Below are 17,078 nucleotides of genomic sequence, written 5' to 3' on the forward strand. Positions count from 1 at the left end.
CTTCCCGGTCGGTTCAAAGATGTCACATTTCGGAATTTATGTGCTGTTCCGTCAAGAGACTAATATATGGAATACTATGTCTTTCAAGACCATATTTTTGAAACTTTATTTCATGAATGCCAGACATGCACCATAAAAAAACCCCCACCCGGCAGGGTGAGGGTTTTTCCGGCGCAGGCCAGTTTTCCGTATGGCTGAAAGATCAGCGCTTGGAGAACTGGAAGGAACGGCGGGCCTTGGCCTTACCGTACTTCTTACGCTCGACGACACGGCTGTCACGCGTCAGGAAGCCAGCCATCTTCAGCACACCACGCAGCTCCGGCTCGTAGTGGGTCAGGGCACGGGAGATACCGTGACGGACCGCACCAGCCTGACCGGAAAGACCACCGCCAGTGACCGTGCAATACACGTCAAACTGGTTGTAGCGATCTGTCAGCAGGAAGGGCTGGGTGATCAGCATGCGCAGCACGGGGCGTGCGAAATAATTCGTGACCGGGCGGCCGTTGACGGTGATCTCACCCTTGCCAGGCTTGATCCACACACGGGCGACGGCGTCCTTACGGCGGCCCGTTGCGTAGGAACGGCCCTGCGCATCACGCTTGGCTTCATAGACGGGAGCTGCATTGGCAACAGCAGGAGCCGCATTGGCCAGGTCCTGCAAAGTGCCGGTAAGCTCGGCGGCGGGGCGCTCTTGAGTTTCTGACATGATGACAGGCCTTACTGACGTTTCAAGGTATTCTTGCGGTTCAGGGAAGCAACGTCCAGCTTGACGGGCTTCTGACCCTCATGCGGGTGCTCCGTGCCGGCATAGACGTACAGGTGCTTCATCTGGGCGCGCTGGAGCGGACCACGGGTGATCATGCGCTCGACAGCCTTCTCCACGACCTGACCGGGGTTCTTGCCCTCGAGACGCTGAGTGATGGTGCGCTCCTTGATACCACCCGGATGGCCGGTGTGGTAATGGAAGAGCTTCTGGCCGACCTTGTTGCCTGTCAGGGCGATCTTCTCGGCGTTGATGACGACAACCGCATCACCGCAATCAACATGCGGGGTGTACTGCGGCTTGTGCTTGCCGCGCAGACGGTTGGCAATGATGGTGGCGAGACGGCCCAGAACCAGCCCTTCGGCATCGATCAGGATCCAGTTTCTCGTCACCTCCGCGGGTTTCAGCGAAAGTGTGGTCTTCATGACGTATCATTTCCAGTTTGAGATGCCACGGACAATGCGGCATCAGGAAAAGGACTGCCCCGACGATGCCGGCTCCGTAAGAGGCCAGACACCCTGAAAGCCGGAAACAGATTCAGGATGTGGGCGTTATTGCGGGAGACGGGAAAAAGGTCAAGCCCTTTAATTCTGGATCATTGCGCCACAAGCGGCAGAGAACAGCCATTTTTTATGATGTGGTATTAAAATACCGCAAAATAATCCCTTCTTTCTGCCTCCTTCCGGCAGCAGACAGCTCCATCCCCATTTGCTCATGCCTCTGCCAAAGGGTATTGTGCCGGTTCGCATATCAAGAGTGCCCAAGTGAGGTAAGTGCAGCATGCAACGGTTACGGCTTCCCCTCTGTCTGGCCCTCCTCATCATGATTCTGGGGGGACTGGGCATCTACCGCGAGGCCGGAATCCGTCTTTCCCACGCACTGGACCGGTTCCGGGCTGCCCTGCCTGCCGGGGCGGACTTTCATTACAGCGAGGTCCGGCCCGCATTCCTGCTTGGCGGGGTGACCCTGTATGATGTGTCGTTCCATTATCAGGCGACAGATTTCCACGCCCGGCGTGTCCGTTTCGGCTACCCCAAGCTGCTTTCCAGCGGAACCCTGAGACTGGCCAGCCTCCTGCTGGATTCACCCAGCTATACCGACCAGACACACCACATCACAGCAGACGAAGCGTCGTTCCATCACCTCCATATCCCCTCCTCGGCAGAAACGCTGCATGAAGGTCATGGCGAAGCGGACAGCATGCGCTCCCTGGCAGCCATCATGTCGTTTGAACCGGAAGACGTGACAGCCCTGCGCTTTGAACAGATGCAGCTGACAAAACTGCGTGTCTCACCATCAGAAAACGCCCCGCCCATTGCGGCTGGCTCCGCAGTTGCACGCCCGTTCACCATAAAAACACTGTCGGCTGACAACCTGATCGTTGAAGGCTACGGGCAGGGACTCCGTGTCCATACACTCATGAACGGCCTGTCCCTCTCCGTTTCCCTCCCCGGCGGCAAAAACAGCCTCTTCCCGCCAGTATTGCAGCAGATCCTCCTGCCCGGGAACACGGACGCCACGCCCGGGGCCGAATCTCCCATGGAACTGAATCTGGCCCTCCAGCATCTGGAAGCAAGAGAAGGTTACATCCAGTGGCTGAAGCGCCCCTTCCAGCATGCAGGCAACCCGGCAGAAACATTCTGGCAGGACCCGGCAGCAACCCTGTGGGAAAAGCCTGGCAAACTGGAAATCAATGGCCTGTCCCTTCTCTTCAGCCGGACAGACCTGCGACGGACCCTCATCCTCACCCATCTGGCAGGCGAGCGGCGGGCCGGAGAGAATGATGATCTCCGCACGGAGGGAGACCTGTCCGGCCTGACGACCCGGCTCTCGCCACCCCCCTCACTGCTGGCCTCTCCCGTGGCTCTGCCGACGGATTACCACATCATTGCCACCTCCCGGAAAAGGATGGGGGAATGGGACGAGACCCTCCAGCTCCGTACCCTTTTTGGCAAGGACAGCCCCGCCCTGATGTCCGTGGTCTTCAGTCTGCCTGACATCAATCCATTCCATCTGGGCGATGACAGCGTGTCACGCTTCCTCCAGGCTGGGCAATGCCTGGGGACAGAGCTGACCGTGCAGGGGCTGGACATCTTCTCCTATTACGGCATCCTGACCCACCAGGCTGAAGCCTCCTCCGAAACGGACAAACCAGCCGATGGAACGGGCACTGCCAAACCCACACTGGAGTCTCCAAAAGGCTCCATGATGGCCGAACAGGGGTATGTCGTTACACCCCGCTTCAATGTTCTGGCCCTCCAGAAACCCATTCTGGCCCCTGTACTGGATTTCCTGCTGGCACCCGAACGGCGGACCCTCACCTTCAAGACCGGGCCGCTCTCTCTGGAAGAACTGGCCCATATCCCGAGCGACAGCAGCGACACGGCCAAATTCGACCGGCTGCATGTACTGAGTGTCACAACGCAGGACCAGTAAAGGCTCAGGAGAGCCTGCCTGCGTCACTCTACATCACGTTTCAGGGGAAATGCTGGGGCGAATGACGGGATTCGAACCCGCGACCACCGGTACCACAAACCGGCGCTCTACCAACTGAGCTACATCCGCCACACAGCGACCTGACATTTATTAAATCCTGCTTCTGCCGTCCAGCCCTCAAAAGCATTTTTGTCATATTTTTTTAGGACGTACCCCCTCCGGGCCGAAAAACCCGCCATCATGGGCCGATATCCGGTACGACATGGCCACAATGCTTCACAGCCTCCCGGCAGCCGCCTATAGTTGCCGCACAATTGGCCGCACCGGGCCGCCAGTACGGTGACCATGGCAGAACCTTGTATCTGCCCCACAGCCTCAACAGAGAGAAGGACCAGCCGCATTCATGGCCAGTGATTCCTACATCCAGCAATGGACCCAAAGACCCGTCAGGGAAATATTGGCAGGCATGGTGGGCACGTTCGCCCTCATTCCTGAAGTCATCGCCTTTTCCTACATTGCTGGCGTGTCACCGGCCGTCTCGCTGTTCGCTTCCTTCGTCATCTCCGTTTCCATCGCCATCTTCGGAGGCAGGCCGGGCATGATCTCCGGGGCCGCCGGGTCTGTTGCCCTAGTGCTGGCACCGCTCGTCCATGCCCATGGCCTCCAGTACATGCTGCTGGCCACCCTGATGGCCGGGGGCCTGCAGGTCATCTTCGGGCTGCTGCGCCTCCACTCCCTGATGCGCTTCGTCTCCAGCGAGGTCCGTACCGGCTTCGTCAACGCCCTGGCCATTCTCATCTTTTCCGCACAGGTCCCGCAGATGCTGGGAGTGAGCTGGCAGACCCATCTGCTCATCATCATCGGGCTGGTCATCATCTATCTTCTGCCCCGGCTCTCCAAGGCCATTCCCTCACCGCTCATCTGCATCATCGTACTGACGGCCATCACCATCATCCATCCGATGCCGGTCCGTACCATTGCGGACCTCGGGGCCCTGCCGACAGGCCTGCCGCAGTTCACCCTGCCACAGCTTCCCCTGAATGCTGAAACGCTCACCATCACCTTTCCGTATGCCCTGGCCGTGGCGGCTGTCGGACTGCTGGAATCCCTGATGACTGCCAGTGTGGTGGATGACCTGACGGACACGCACGGCACACCACAGAGAGAATGTACCGGGCTGGGAATCTCCAACATTTTCGTCGGCCTGTTCGGCGGGATTGCCGGATGCGGCATGATCGGCCAGACCGTCGGCAACCTGCGCTATGGCGGGCGTGGGCGGCTCTCCACCTTCACGGCCGGAGCCTTCCTCCTGCTGCTGATGGTCGTGCTGCACCCGTGGGTGGCCCGGGTGCCGGTCGCCGCCCTCGTGGCCATCATGATCATGGTATCCGTCAGCACCTTCGCCTGGGGCAGCCTGAAAGACCTCTTCCACCACCCCAAGCTGACCAGCCTCGTGATGCTCGTCACCGTCGGCGTGGTCGTGCTGACCCACAATCTGGCGGCTGGCGTGCTCGTGGGCGTCCTGCTCTCCGGCCTGTTCTTTGCATGGCATACGGCCCGGCTGGTGCAGGTCCGCTCCACGGAAGAACATGACATACTGACCTACCACATACAGGGTCAGATCTTCTTTGCTTCAGCAGACCTGATGGCCGAGGCCATGACCTACACCACCCATGCCCACCGGGTGACGCTGGACCTCTCCCACGCGCGCTTCTGGGACATCACGGCCGTGCAGGCCCTCGAGAAGATTGTCGAGAAATTCCGCAAGCACGGCAAGGAGGTGACCGTCTGCGGGCTGGATCATGCCCAGCATGGCATCCTCACCGAGCAGTCCGACGAAAAGGCTTTCACCATCTGAAGGAGGCCCGACCTCGGCCTCCGGATACGGAAAACCCCGGCAGGATGACCTCGCCGGGGTTTTTCATGATCAGCCCTCCTGTTCCAGCATGAGGGGCAAGGCTGGAAACTGCCGGACAAAACGCTGCTGATCCGCCGGGAACAGACGGACCCGGAGATGCAGTCTCTCCTCATCATCCAGCCGTTCCATCACCTCCCCATGCTCATGAAGCCATGCCAGTGCGGCACCATCCGTGACAGGAACCTGCACCGAAAACTGCTTCATGGACCGTGTCATGAAGGCATCCAGAGCCTCCATGAGGTCCGGCAGCCCTTCCCCCGTCAGGGCGGACACGGCCACGCTGCCCTCACGGCGGGGCACGGCCTCCGTACCGCCCAGAAGATCAGCCTTGTTCAGCACCTCGATCGTCCGTTCCGGCCACGCCTCATCCAACATCCCGTCGGCTGTCATGTCACCCAGAACGGACAGCACGTCCTCCCGCTGGGAGGCACTGTCCGGATGGGCGACATCACGCACATGCAGGATGATGTCCGCCTCCGCCACCTCTTCCAGCGTCGCCCGGAAGGCGGCGATCAGCTCGGTCGGCAGGTCGCTGATGAATCCCACCGTGTCGGACAGGATGACCCGACGGCCTGAAGGCAGGGTCAGGTTCCGCATGGTCGGGTCCAACGTGGCGAAGAGCTGGTCCTGTGCGTGGACACCCGCCCCGGTGATCCGGTTGAACAGGGTGGACTTTCCCGCATTAGTGTAACCCACCAGAGCCACGACCGGGAACGGAACCTTGCGACGGGCATGGCGGTGCAGGCCACGGGTCCGACGGACCTGCTCCAGCTCCTTCCGCAGCTTGACCAGACGTTCATCCAGCATCCGCCTGTCCGCCTCGATCTGCGTTTCACCCGGGCCACCAAGGAAGCCGAACCCACCACGCTGCCGCTCCAGATGCGTCCAGAGCCGGACAAGACGGGACCGCTGATATTCCAGATGCGCCAGCTCCACCTGCAACACACCCTCCCGTGTCGCAGCTCTGGCTCCGAAAATATCCAGAATCAGGCCGGTCCGGTCCACCACCTTGCAGCCCATCTCTTTTTCTAGGTTGCGCTGCTGGGCGGGCGAAAGACGGGCATCGACCACCACCACGCCCACGGACTCCGCCTTGACGATCTCTGTCAGCTCCTCCAGCTGCCCCGCACCGAGGAGGGTCGCCGGGCGCTTCGTCCGCAGCGGATAAATGGCCGTATGGACGATCTCCAACCCGATGGAGGCCGCGAGCCCCACCGCCTCCTCCAGCCGGGCTTCTGCGGCTCGGCCTTCAGTGAAGGCCTGCTTCTCCGCAGGGAGAATGACGGCGGCGAGGGTGGGCTTGCGGGCGGTTTCCTTGGGCTGACGTCTCAAATCCGGAACATCCTGTCTTCAAAATCCTGTATCGGCCTTCTTCAGGCCCGCCTCATATGGGAGGGAGCCCTGCCAGACACAAGCACCCCCCGGAAGAGAGGCACCAGTCAGGGCAGGTCCGAAAGAGCCGCCACGGGCATGATGGTGCTGATCGCATGTTTGTAGACGAGCTGCACATGCCCGTCCCGGCGAAGCAGCACACTGCGACCATCAAACCGTGTGATGACCCCCTGGAGCTTGACACCATTGACCAGAAAAACCGTCACCGGTTCTTCCCGCTGCTGCACATGGGCCAGAAACTGCTCCTGCACGTCGCCTGTTCTCTGTTCTGACATGGATTCCTTCATCATTTCCCACCCTGCCCGTCACGTTCGGACGGGGCAGCAGACCGATCTTCCTGTGTTACACCAAGCTGCTTGAGTTTGCGGTGCAGTGCGCTCCGCTCCATGCAGACAAAATTGGCCGTCCGGCTGATATTGCCACCAAAACGCATCAGCTGGACCTGCAGATACTGTGTCTCGAACTGGTCCCGAGCCTCCCGCAAAGGCAGGCTCATCACATCAGCACCAGCTGTCAGGCAGGTCATGGAAGGAGCCCCCTCCCGGACTGCCTCTGGCAGCATGTCTGCCCGTATGACGTGCGGGGTGTCACCATCCCCACCGGGGGCCAGAATGAGCATCCGTTCCATCAGGTTCCGCAGCTCACGCACATTCCCCGGCCATTCGTAAGTCTGGAGACAGGCCAGAGCATCCACGGCAAGTGTCCGGACCGGCAGGCCGGAAGACCGGGCACAACGTTCCAGAAAATGCTGCGCCATGACCGGAATATCTTCTGGTCGCTCCGAAAGAGCCGGAACCTGAAGGGGCACGACGGCCAGCCGATAATACAGGTCCTCCCGGAAACGGCGCCGGACAATTTCAGCCTGAAGGTCCCGGCTGGTGGTCGCCAGCACCCGGACATCCACCTTCACGCTGTGATTGCCACCCAGACGCTCGAACGTATTGACCTGAAGCGCCCGCACGATCTTGCCCTGTGTCTCCAGCGGCATGTCGGCCACTTCATCCAACAGCAGGGTGCCCCGATGGGCACGCTCCAGCAGGCCCGGACGGCCCGGCCTGTCACCGGCTCCCTCAACCCCGAAAAGTTCTTCCTCCAGATGCTCCGGGGCCAAAGCAGCACAGTTCAGCACCACGAAAGGGCCCTCCGCCCTTTTGGATTCAGCGTGGATGAGCCGGGCCACCACCTCCTTGCCCGCACCGGCAGGGCCGGTGATAAGAACACGGGAGTTGGTAGGGGCCACACGGCTGATCTGCCCCCGCAGCGCATTGACGAGCGCACTGTTGCCCATGAGCGTGCTCTGCTCTCCGGCTCTCAGGCGCAGCTCGGCATTTTCCTTGCGCAGCCGGGCTGCCTCCAGCGCCCGACGGACAATGACCAGAAGACGGTCCGACTGGAAGGGCTTCTCCAGAAAATCATAAGCCCCCTGATGCAGGCTGGAGACGGCCGTCTCGATCGTTCCGTGCCCGGAAATCATGATGACAGGCACATCCGGCTGCTCCTCCCGGAACAGACGCAGCAGGGCCATGCCATCCAGACGGGAGTTCTGGAGCCAGATGTCCAGTATCACCAGCGAGGGCCGATTCTCCCGGAAAACCCGGATGGCCTCATCAGCCTCCGCAGCTCCACAGGTCACGTAGCCATCATCCTCCAGAATCCCGGCAAGCAGGAGGCGGATATCCGGCTCGTCATCAACGATCAGAATTTCATGCTCCATGGGATACCTTCATGCTTTGCTCACGCCCTCTGCTGCAAGCCCCCTGCCCACCAGCGGGAAGATGAGTGCCACCAGGGTGCCAGCCGTTCCCACATCTCCGGTACCGGCAAGCACCCGGCGCTCTTCCTCTGTCAGGGACCGCAGGTGCAGCCGCCCCTTATGGGCCTCCATCGCCCGGTGAACAATGGCCAGCCCCAGCCCGGTCCCCTTCTCCTTGTGGGTCACGTAAGGCTCTGTCAGACGCTGATGCTCCCCAGCGGGCAGCCCCACGCCGTTATCAGCCACACCAATGATTGCCGCTTCATCCTCAAGCGTCAAGCGGAGGACAATCCAGCCCAGCACGGGCTGGTCCACCCCCAGGCGCCGCCCTGTCATCAGGATGGCATCTGCTGCATTCTGTAGCAGGTTGATAAGAGATTGACCAATCAGGCGATGGTCACACCGCACCATGACCGGCCCACCAGCCGGGACATCCAGCCGATACGCTATCTCCGGATGGGCATTCTGCTGGAGGAACAGCGCCTCACGACACAGGCGGACAAGGTCATGCTCGGCCATCTCTGGCTGGGGCATACGGGCAAAGGATGAGAACTCATCCACCATGCGCCCGATATCCCCTACCTGCCGCACGATCGTGCTAATGAGCTGATCGTAGATTTCCGGGTCGCTGGTAATCTCCCTGTAAAAACGCCGTCTCAGCCTCTCAGCCGCCAGCTGGATAGGAGTCAGTGGATTCTTGATTTCATGGGCGATGCGACGGGCCACATCGGCCCAGGCGGCCTTGCGCTGGGCTACCTGAAGGAGGGTGATGTCATCAAAGGTGACAACATATCCCCCCCGGCCTTCATGCCCGTTCTGCTCCGCCACGGCAGAGACGAGCAGGGTCCGTCCGGCTCCGGCACCACCCCCGCCTCCCGGCCCACCCGGCGCCCGGGCACTTTCAGTATCGATCTGGATTTCAGCCCCATGCTCCTTCTCGGGATGCTCTTTCACAGCCTGAAGCAGAGTAGCGAATTCGGGCACATGATCGACCAGAGGGCACCCCTTGGCCTGTTCCAGGTCCCGCTGAAGAATGGAGGAGGCAGCCCGATTGGGAAGTTCGACAGTCTGGTCATGGTCCAGCCCGATCACACCGGCAGACACACCAGCAAGAACGGTCTCCGTGAAACGCCGCCGTTCGTCAATCTGGTCATAAGCCTGCATCAGCTCAGAACGCTGGCTGGCCAACTGGCTGGCCATCAGGTTGAAGGCACGGGAGAGGGCCACCAGCTCATCCTCACGCAGGCCACGGCTTTCCACAGGGACCCGTGCCGTCAGATCCCCCCGGGAAATGCGACGGGCTGCCCGGATCAGAAGGCTGAGGGGCCGGGTGATCCTGTTGGCCTGGGACAGGCCGCTGAGCATTCCCACCGCCAGCACCAGCAGACCCATCAGCGCCAGAATCACGATGAGTGTCAGCTGGGTCTTGCCACGATTGTTGAGCATCCGCTGATAATCCTGCACCAGCGTGTCTGTCCGTGTCATATGGTGGAGGATGTCCGGGTCCACTGGCCGGGTAATGACCAGCATGAGACCAGAATTGCCCCCCAGCGAGACAACCCCCCGCACCAGCTGCGCCTCTGGCTGGTCCAGAAGCACGACTTCTCCTGTTCTGGCCATGGCCGCCACAGACCGGGGCGGCAGCTCCTTTTCCGGGTCCCCCGCCCGGATGGCCATGAGCCCCCCCGTAGCGATGATCCTGTAGGTGATCGGATTGAAAATGATCGCATCATTCAGTCCCCGTTCCGTCACCTCATCTTCCAGCAGGGCCTGAAGGCGTGGCTGGTCGTGGAACAGGTCCGTCCCGTGGGCGAACATCTCGTCGTTCTGGACTGTCAGAAGCGTGTTGGCCAGGGCAAAGGCCTCTGTCCTCGTATTCTCATTATGCTCCCGCAGATATCCTGCCGCTACGGAACGGGCCTCGCTCAGGGCCGTGTTGACCCGGTTTGAAAACCAGATCTCCACACCATAATGGAAGAACAGGGCCGAAAGGGCACCGACCATCAGTGTAGGCGCCACGGCCACCACGCCAAACAGCATGACAAGCTGGCTGTGCAGCCGGGCCCCGGCCTGCCCCATGCGCCGTGCGGCCAGCATCCGGCCAATCTGCCGTACCCCGGCAGCACCGATGAGCATGAGCGTGATGAAATCCAGCAGGAAAAGCAGGGCCTGCGCCCGTGGTACCCGGGCCAGTGAAACACCACCCGCAAGGACGATGAATGTCACGAACGTGAGGACCAGCGCCACGACCGTCAGCACCACCACGCCATCAGGGCTGGTCAGACGCCCGAGAGAGGCCCGCATCCTGCTGGCAAGACGTCTGATCATCACGGTATCTTTCCTGCTCAACGGTCCCCCGGCTTCGCTCCGGGCCGGGGGACAACGATATGAAGTTCCCTGATGCGCTTGCGCAGAGTGTTGCGGTTCAACCCCAGCAGAGCAGCGGCACGGAGCTGATTCCCACCCGTATGCTGGAGGGCCATGGTGATGAGGGGACGTTCCACTGCTCCCACCACGCTGCCATGCAGGTTGCAGCTGCCCGCCTCCAGCCCTGCCCGTACATAACTGCGCATGACCGGCTCGAACATCGCTGCCAGCCCCCCGCTCCGGTCACCGGAAAGAGCCCGCACGGCCCGCAGACGTTCCGGCCCGAGGCACTGCTCCATCGGCAGGGAAGCCAGCCAGTGCCGCAGGCCATCCTCCAGCCCTCCGTGACGCAACAGGGTCGCCTGGTCATGCCGGCTGGCCACCACGATACGCACGGCCTCCTCCCGCCGTGCCGGCGGCCTGTGGGCCAGAACAGCCGCAAAACGCTTCTGGAGTGTCGGGCACAGGCAATCCAGCTCATCCAGAAGAAGCGTGCCGCCACGGGCCTGCTCCAGCCAGCCATTGCCTGCCGTACCAAACAGCCGCTCCTCCCGCAGGGCACGGGGAACAGCCGTCAGCCCCGCAACGACAAAAGCTCCGCCTGCACAGGAACTGTGGGCGTGAATCCTCTGGGCCACGTCCAGACGCTCCTGCGAGCTGGCACCATGCAGGAACAACGGGCGCAGCGCACGGACTGCCCGGGCCGTCGGCTCACCCATCACGCCACATGCCGGGCAAGAGCCCCTTCCCGATCACGCACGATGCCAGCCGCGATGGCGTCATCATAGAACCGCTCCAGCAGAGCAATGACAGCAGGAGCGGAATCCAGCCGGTTCACCTCCGCCCGGAATGCCGCCGACCCCGGAAGACCGGCGGAATACCAGGAGACATGCTTGCGGGCGAGGCGCAGGCCCGGTCGCTCCCCAAAATGGTCCATCATCATGTGATAATGTTTCAGGACAATCTCTTTCTCCGTTGCGAGATCGGGGTCTGGCACGTCCACGCCGCTCCGCAGGGACTGGGTCAGCTGGGCGAGGAACCAGGGCCGCCCATAGCAGCCCCGCCCCACCATGACGCCGTCCGCCCCCGAATCCGCCAGGGCCTGACGGGCCGAGGCCATGCTCACGATGTCACCATTGACGATCACTGGAAGCCTCACCGCCTCCTTGACCCTGCGGACAAACTTCCAGTCCGCCCGGCCATTGTAGAACATCTGGCGGGTCCGCCCGTGCACCGTGATCATGCGGATGCCGACATCCTCGGCAATACGGGCCAGGGCATGAGCATTGAGATGCTCATGGTCCCACCCCATCCGCATCTTCAGCGTCACGGGGACATCCACCGCCTTCACTGTCGCCTCCAGCAGGCGGGCGGCGAGAGCTTCATCCCGCATGAGGGACGATCCGGCCATCTGGCCGATGGCCACCTTCTTGACCGGACAGCCGAAATTGATGTCCACGACATCCGCACCACCCGCCACGGCGATCTTCGCTGCCTCTCCCATGGCCTGCGGGTCACACCCCGCCAGCTGTACGGCATTGACACCACCAGCCCCGGCGCTGCGGGCCATGCTCAGGGTCCGTTCATTCTCCCGCACCATCGCCCATGAGGCGATCATCTCCGAAATGACAAGTCCCGCTCCCAGCTCTCTGGTCAGCCTGCGAAACGGCAGGTCCGTGACGCCGGACATGGGAGCGAGGATGACAGGGTCATCAATCACGCAGCCCGTCCCCAGAGTGATGGGCGGCAGAGGAATCGGCATTGGCATGGATACGGGATACCTGTCAGGTTTTCGTGGAGCAGACCGGGGCGGGATTTTACAGTTACGGCCTTCAAAGCGCAAATGGCGGCTGCCTTACCCCTGCCTGCGCCGCCGGGCCCGCCTCATGGAAAGAATCTCCCGGTCATGACGCTGTTCCCCAGCCGGTGTGACCTCAAAACGTCCGTCATCCCTCTGCCGGGCCAGCCCCATGCCAGCCAGCCGCAGCAGGCAGGACCGGTCCTTGAGAGGGGCCCGGAAATCGGGCATCCGCCCTTCCGGCGGGGGGCCGACCGGGCGGCCCGTTTCACCGCTCAGCACAAGCCGGTGCAGGGCCGAACGGCAGCAGGTTTCCAGGTACAGGTCATCCCAGCTCATGGCTCCGGCTCCCGTTTCATCGACATGGCGCAACTCCCTCTCTGCAAAGCCACACAACAGTCATCAATACCGCAAATTGTCTTGACAAGAACGACCATGCGTTCTGAAAGGTTCTTAACTGTCAGTAAGGGAAGAGTGAATGCTCGATATCGGAAAAACAGCCACGTGGCTTCTGCGCCGTCTCAACCCTGAAACTGCACATGAGCTTGCCATCCACAGCATTGCCCACGGCCTCGCCGGTCGCGGCAAACCCGATCATTCGGCCCTCCGGACGGAAGCTCTGGGGCTTTCCTTCCCCAACCCGATCGGCCTTGCAGCAGGGTTCGACAAGAATGCCCGGGCCGTGCGGGGGCTGGCCAGACTCGGCTTCGGCTTTGTGGAGACCGGCACGGTCACACCCCGGCCCCAGCCGGGCAATCCCCGGCCCCGCCTGTTCCGTCTGGTCGATGACCACGCCATCATCAACCGCATGGGCTTCAACAGCTGTGGGATTGACCGGTTCTGCCAGAACCTGACACCCCTTTTCCGCCCGGACGGGAATGGCACCGTAAAAGCCGCCGGTGTTCCGCTGGGAATCAATCTGGGCATCAACAAGACAGGGGCAGACCCGCTTGTGGACTACCCCGCCCTGGTAGGCCGGACGAAATCCTACGCCGATTATATCACCATCAACCTCTCCTCCCCCAACACCCCCGGCCTGCGGGACCTTCAGGCTACCGACATGCTGGCCCGCCTGCTGGATGCCATACAGACCGCCCATCCCGACCGCCCCCCTTTGCTGGTGAAGCTTGCCCCTGATCTTGAAGATGACGCCTATGGCCCCATCCTCCAGACGGCACTGGACGGTGGCGCTGATGGTCTCATTCTCACCAACACCACGCTGGCCCGTCCCGCCAGCCTGACGGACCCTCACCGTGAGGAGGCCGGAGGCCTCTCCGGTGCGCCACTGGCCGAACGGGCCCGCCATGTGCTCCAGCTCGTGAGCGACCTGAACAATGGCCGCCTCTGCCTCGTTTCTTCCGGCGGCATCGAAACCGGAAAAGACATTCTCGAGCGTCTGAAAATGGGGGCGGACCTCGTACAGGTCTACACGGCCTTCATCTACGAAGGGCCCGCCGTCCTCACCCGGCTGAAGCAGGAGCTGCTGCACGAGATGAGCCGCTCCGGCATCCGCACCCTCGCCTCTCTCCGGCGCTGAATCACCGTAACGCAGGGGCCACGTAGCACCATGAAGACTGCTCTGGTCGGCATCGTCAAAAACGAAGCACACGACATACTGTACTGGCTGGCCTGGCATGCCCTCCTCGGTGTGGACAGTTTCATCCTGTTTGATGATGATTCAGATGATGGCACGAGGGATCTCGTCACGGCCGCCAGCCTGCACTGGGATGTGCGCCTTTTCCATATCCGTGAGCACAGCCTTGACCTGTCCAGCCAGGACCATGCAGAGCGCCAGAGACAGGTCTATCTCGATGCCCTGTCGGCCATTGCCATGGATGAACAGTCTTACGACTGGGTGGGTTTTCTGGATACGGACGAATATGTCAGGCTGTACGCCCACGAAACCCTGCCGGAATTTCTGGAATCATTGCCTGCCGATGCCGGTGCAGTAGCCCTGCACTGGCAGGTTTATGGCCATGACAATCACATCACGACACCCAGCCTGCCGCCTTTCCACAGTTTCAGCCGCCACAGCACGGCGGGAGAGGCCATCAACCGGCATGTAAAGAGCTTCATCCGCCCTCATTGCTGGAAGAAAGGCAAATGGGTCAATGTCCATTATTTTGCGCTGGCTGAAGGGCGTTATGTCACCTCATCCGGTGCGCCTGTTGCCTGGTCTGCCGTACCCGGCATTACGGTGGGGTATCCTGACTGGGCTGTTGCCAGCCTGATGCATTTCCAGCGGCGCAGTCTGGAACAGTTCGTCAAACGGGTCCTCAACCGCAAAGACCTCCAGCTCACCCTTTCAGACCACCAGCTGGCCCAATGGAACGACATTGAAGACACGGTCCCCCGTGAAAAGACGTCGGACGTTCTGCGCTGGGTCAGGCCGGTCATCACGGCAGGGGCCATGACCGTGCTGGAAGAGATGCGGCGTCAGCACCCTCCCATCCCCGGCCTGACTCCCCCCTCAACCCGGCAGAATCCGGCTGGCTTCCGGGTCTTTTCCCTGCATCCGAAGGATGCCCGCCATCCCGGTCTCGTCAATGATCTGCTCCAGGACCTTGGCAGTGCCGAGCAGCAGGGGGGTGAGTTCCAGCTTTTCCTGATCCAGAGCCTGATCCATCCCGAAGCCGCCTTTCTGTTCGGCCTGGATGAAAAGGACAGGATACGGGACTTCTTCATCCTGCATGATGGCCGCCTCACCGGCCTGCCCCGCTACGACATCCTGCCTGTCATCGAACAGACAGCCATTGCCCTGAGGCAGCATGGGGGCCAGAAACGTTTTCTCTGCTCTCCTCCCACGGAACCAATGGCGCCTGACAGGCAGGCCGTCAGCCTTTGGGAATGTTTCATCACCATTCCTCAGGAGACCACACCCTCAGGGGCCTCCTGGTTGAGCCTGTCGCCCTTCAACCTGCTGGAGATGGCTCTGGGCGCTCCAACCTTCACGCTGGACACCATTTCCACCCTGACAGCCATCGACCGGGAAACCACCGTATGGCTTCTCCCTCTTCTGGCCCTCCATTTACAGGCGCCACAATACAGGGAACTGCACAGCCATCTGGGCGCCCTGGCCCCCTTCATCCTGTAAGAACAGGGGAGCAGGCCCATTCCCTTCATTGAAAAAGGCTCACCAGAGGACTGGTGAGCCTTTTTTCTCTTCGTGCCAGACAGGCTGACCGCCATGGCTCAGCGCCCAAGTTTGCGCAGCTTCACACCACTCATCAGCCGTTCTTCAATCTTGGCCAGAGACATGCCTTTGGTCTCCGGCACGTACAGATATGTCAGACCAATGAAAATGAAGTTCAGAACGGCCAGAAGCCAGAACGTGCCAGAGGCCCCAAAGGCCTCCATCAGCGGCAGAAAGCTGACACTCACGCCCATATTGGCCAGCCAGTTCATCAGGGTAGAAGCGGACATGCCGAAATTGCGCCCCTGAATGGGCTGGATCTCTGCACACAGCACCCACATGAGCGGCCCCGCCGACATGGCATGACCGGCGCAGAAAACCATCAGCACGAACACGGCGATCATCTGGGAAGCCTGCTCCGCCATACCCTCATGCAACAGGGCTGCAAGAGCCCCCATTGTCAGCGCCATGACGGCAAAACCGACATAAAGAATGGGCTTGCGGCCCCAGCGGTCCACCAGACCAACCGCCACGAACGTGGCCAACATGTTCACCAGCCCGATGATGGCCGTACACCAGACCTGTGCATGTGTATCAAAATGGGCAGCCTGAAGAATCTTCGGAGCATAAAACATGACGATATTGATGCCCGCCAGCTGCTGCATGGCCTGAAGGCCAATACCCAGCAGCACGGAACGACGGAAATTGCTGTTGCGCTTCAGCAGTGCCCACCCTTCCTGCTTCGTTTCCAGCTGCTGGCGGATGGCCTGAATCTCCTTGGCGGCCTCCAGCGGGTCATCCCGCAGGTCCAGCAGGATTCTCCGCGCCTCCTTGTGGCGGCCTTTCATCACCAGCCAGTGCGGACTGTAAGGCAGGAACAGAACCCCGATAAGAAACAGCGTTGCCGGGAAGGCTGCAAAAGCAAACATGCTCCGCCAGCTGCCACGATAGGAAAAATAGGCATCGGCCAGAAAAGCCACGAATATGCCGATCGTCAGCATAAGCTGGTAGGTGGAGATCATCGCACCACGGGTATCTTCACTGGCAATTTCAGAAAGATAGAGCGGCGCCGTAAAGGCGGACAGCCCGATGGCATAGCCCATCACCACCCGGAAGGAGATCATGGAGGCGACAGACCAGCTCAGGCAGCAGCCCAGTGCCCCAATCACGAACACTGCGGCCCCGCAGATCAACGCCCGCTTGCGCCCGACCTTCTGGGCCAGCTTGCTGGCACTCACCGAGCCAAGGGCCGCACCGGCCATCATGGCACTGACAACCCATGAGAGCGCCAGTGTGGAAGGATGAAACTCCCGGGAAAACAGATCCAGCGCACCGGAAACCACGCCGATATCAATACCAGACATCAGCCCCGCAAGGGCCGCAACACCACCAATGACAAGAATCTTGAATTTCGTGGGATCGAAAAATGACGCATCGTCATCATCGCCTGTCCCTGGGGATACAGAACGGGGATCAACTTCATCTACCATGTAAAGGGCGCAACCTCCCTGATGCAGA

The 17,078-nt window shown here is 61.2% G+C and carries 14 protein-coding genes and 1 tRNA gene; 4 read left to right on the top strand and 11 right to left on the bottom strand.

Features of this window, described 5'->3' with window-relative positions; translation table 11 throughout:
• Positions 1-202: 202 nt before the first annotated feature.
• Complete coding sequence (rpsI, locus tag CPA54_RS06345; protein ID WP_043558030.1) at positions 203-706, bottom strand: 30S ribosomal protein S9; 504 nt, start codon at positions 704-706, stop codon at positions 203-205.
• An 11-nt stretch (positions 707-717) separates the two neighbouring features.
• A complete protein-coding gene (rplM, locus tag CPA54_RS06350; protein WP_043558027.1) occupies positions 718-1,188 on the bottom strand; it encodes a 50S ribosomal protein L13 in 471 nt (156 codons plus the stop codon).
• Positions 1,189-1,543: 355 nt separating this feature from the next.
• Here rplM and CPA54_RS06355 point away from each other — a divergent pair, with 355 nt between their 5' ends.
• Positions 1,544-3,199 carry a hypothetical protein gene (locus CPA54_RS06355; RefSeq protein WP_249085863.1) on the top strand — a complete coding sequence of 552 codons (1,656 nt, stop codon included), beginning with the start codon at positions 1,544-1,546 and terminating at the stop codon, positions 3,197-3,199.
• A 53-nt stretch (positions 3,200-3,252) separates the two neighbouring features.
• Here the strand turns inward: CPA54_RS06355 and CPA54_RS06360 are convergent.
• Positions 3,253-3,328, bottom strand: a tRNA-His gene (locus tag CPA54_RS06360).
• 274 nt (positions 3,329-3,602) lie between these two features.
• Between CPA54_RS06360 and CPA54_RS06365 the strand changes: the two genes are divergently transcribed.
• Positions 3,603-5,057 (top strand): SulP family inorganic anion transporter, encoded by a 1,455-nt coding sequence (locus tag CPA54_RS06365; protein ID WP_043558022.1) that lies wholly within the window; start codon positions 3,603-3,605, stop codon positions 5,055-5,057.
• 69 nt (positions 5,058-5,126) lie between these two features.
• Here the strand turns inward: CPA54_RS06365 and hflX are convergent, their stop codons facing one another.
• The 7 genes from hflX to CPA54_RS06400 form a co-directional block, all read right to left on the bottom strand.
• Entirely contained in the window at positions 5,127-6,449 is a 1,323-nt protein-coding gene (hflX, locus tag CPA54_RS06370; RefSeq protein WP_249085865.1) for a GTPase HflX, read from the bottom strand.
• A 107-nt stretch (positions 6,450-6,556) separates the two neighbouring features.
• The gene (gene hfq / locus CPA54_RS06375; protein ID WP_081563414.1) at positions 6,557-6,784 is read right to left on the bottom strand and encodes an RNA chaperone Hfq; all 228 of its coding nucleotides are present in this window, start codon (positions 6,782-6,784) and stop codon (positions 6,557-6,559) included.
• 11 nt (positions 6,785-6,795) lie between these two features.
• Complete coding sequence (locus CPA54_RS06380) at positions 6,796-8,223, bottom strand: sigma-54 dependent transcriptional regulator (protein WP_043558015.1); 1,428 nt, start codon at positions 8,221-8,223, stop codon at positions 6,796-6,798.
• A gap of 9 nt (positions 8,224-8,232) precedes the next feature.
• Complete coding sequence (locus tag CPA54_RS06385; RefSeq protein ID WP_227449694.1) at positions 8,233-10,590, bottom strand: ATP-binding protein; 2,358 nt, start codon at positions 10,588-10,590, stop codon at positions 8,233-8,235.
• A 17-nt stretch (positions 10,591-10,607) separates the two neighbouring features.
• Positions 10,608-11,348, bottom strand: coding sequence for a helix-turn-helix domain-containing protein (locus CPA54_RS06390; RefSeq protein WP_043558012.1), 741 nt, complete (start codon positions 11,346-11,348; stop codon positions 10,608-10,610).
• A complete protein-coding gene (dusB, locus tag CPA54_RS06395) occupies positions 11,348-12,397 on the bottom strand; it encodes a tRNA dihydrouridine synthase DusB (RefSeq protein WP_249085867.1) in 1,050 nt (349 codons plus the stop codon). Before dusB ends, CPA54_RS06390 begins: the two co-directional genes overlap by 1 nt.
• An 87-nt stretch (positions 12,398-12,484) precedes the next feature.
• Positions 12,485-12,766: a hypothetical protein gene (locus CPA54_RS06400; protein ID WP_043558447.1), complete on the bottom strand. Its 282-nt coding sequence runs from the start codon at positions 12,764-12,766 to the stop codon at positions 12,485-12,487.
• Between the two features lie 139 nt (positions 12,767-12,905).
• Here CPA54_RS06400 and CPA54_RS06405 point away from each other — a divergent pair, with 139 nt between their 5' ends.
• Together CPA54_RS06405 and CPA54_RS06410 are read left to right on the top strand one after the other, a co-directional pair.
• Positions 12,906-13,964 (top strand): quinone-dependent dihydroorotate dehydrogenase, encoded by a 1,059-nt coding sequence (locus CPA54_RS06405; RefSeq protein ID WP_043558005.1) that lies wholly within the window; start codon positions 12,906-12,908, stop codon positions 13,962-13,964.
• Between the two features lie 30 nt (positions 13,965-13,994).
• Positions 13,995-15,521 carry a glycosyltransferase family 2 protein gene (locus CPA54_RS06410; RefSeq protein WP_249085869.1) on the top strand — a complete coding sequence of 509 codons (1,527 nt, stop codon included), beginning with the start codon at positions 13,995-13,997 and terminating at the stop codon, positions 15,519-15,521.
• Between the two features lie 98 nt (positions 15,522-15,619).
• On the opposite strand, the gene CPA54_RS06415 is transcribed toward CPA54_RS06410, so the two are convergent.
• Positions 15,620-17,050 carry a sugar porter family MFS transporter gene (locus CPA54_RS06415; RefSeq protein WP_154981125.1) on the bottom strand — a complete coding sequence of 477 codons (1,431 nt, stop codon included), beginning with the start codon at positions 17,048-17,050 and terminating at the stop codon, positions 15,620-15,622.
• Positions 17,051-17,078 lie beyond the last annotated feature (28 nt).

It is taken from the genome of Parasaccharibacter sp. TMW2.1890, from assembly GCF_023337645.1.
GTDB lineage: Bacteria > Pseudomonadota > Alphaproteobacteria > Acetobacterales > Acetobacteraceae > Bombella > Bombella apis.

Bases quoted from the DNA above. Each gene is read 5' to 3' on its own strand.
- rpsI (WP_043558030.1), bottom strand. From the start codon at position 706: ATGTCAGAAACTCAAGAGCGCCCCGCCGCCGAGCTTACCGGCACTTTG.
- rplM (WP_043558027.1), bottom strand. From the start codon at position 1,188: ATGAAGACCACACTTTCGCTGAAACCCGCGGAGGTGACGAGAAACTGG.
- CPA54_RS06355 (WP_249085863.1), top strand. From the start codon at position 1,544: ATGCAACGGTTACGGCTTCCCCTCTGTCTGGCCCTCCTCATCATGATT.
- CPA54_RS06365 (WP_043558022.1), top strand. From the start codon at position 3,603: ATGGCCAGTGATTCCTACATCCAGCAATGGACCCAAAGACCCGTCAGG.
- hfq (WP_081563414.1), bottom strand. From the start codon at position 6,784: ATGTCAGAACAGAGAACAGGCGACGTGCAGGAGCAGTTTCTGGCCCAT.
- CPA54_RS06380 (WP_043558015.1), bottom strand. From the start codon at position 8,223: ATGGAGCATGAAATTCTGATCGTTGATGACGAGCCGGATATCCGCCTC.
- CPA54_RS06385 (WP_227449694.1), bottom strand. From the start codon at position 10,590: ATGATCAGACGTCTTGCCAGCAGGATGCGGGCCTCTCTCGGGCGTCTG.
- CPA54_RS06390 (WP_043558012.1), bottom strand. From the start codon at position 11,348: ATGGGTGAGCCGACGGCCCGGGCAGTCCGTGCGCTGCGCCCGTTGTTC.
- dusB (WP_249085867.1), bottom strand. From the start codon at position 12,397: ATGCCAATGCCGATTCCTCTGCCGCCCATCACTCTGGGGACGGGCTGC.
- CPA54_RS06400 (WP_043558447.1), bottom strand. From the start codon at position 12,766: ATGAGCTGGGATGACCTGTACCTGGAAACCTGCTGCCGTTCGGCCCTG.
- CPA54_RS06405 (WP_043558005.1), top strand. From the start codon at position 12,906: ATGCTCGATATCGGAAAAACAGCCACGTGGCTTCTGCGCCGTCTCAAC.
- CPA54_RS06410 (WP_249085869.1), top strand. From the start codon at position 13,995: ATGAAGACTGCTCTGGTCGGCATCGTCAAAAACGAAGCACACGACATA.
- CPA54_RS06415 (WP_154981125.1), bottom strand. From the start codon at position 17,050: ATGGTAGATGAAGTTGATCCCCGTTCTGTATCCCCAGGGACAGGCGAT.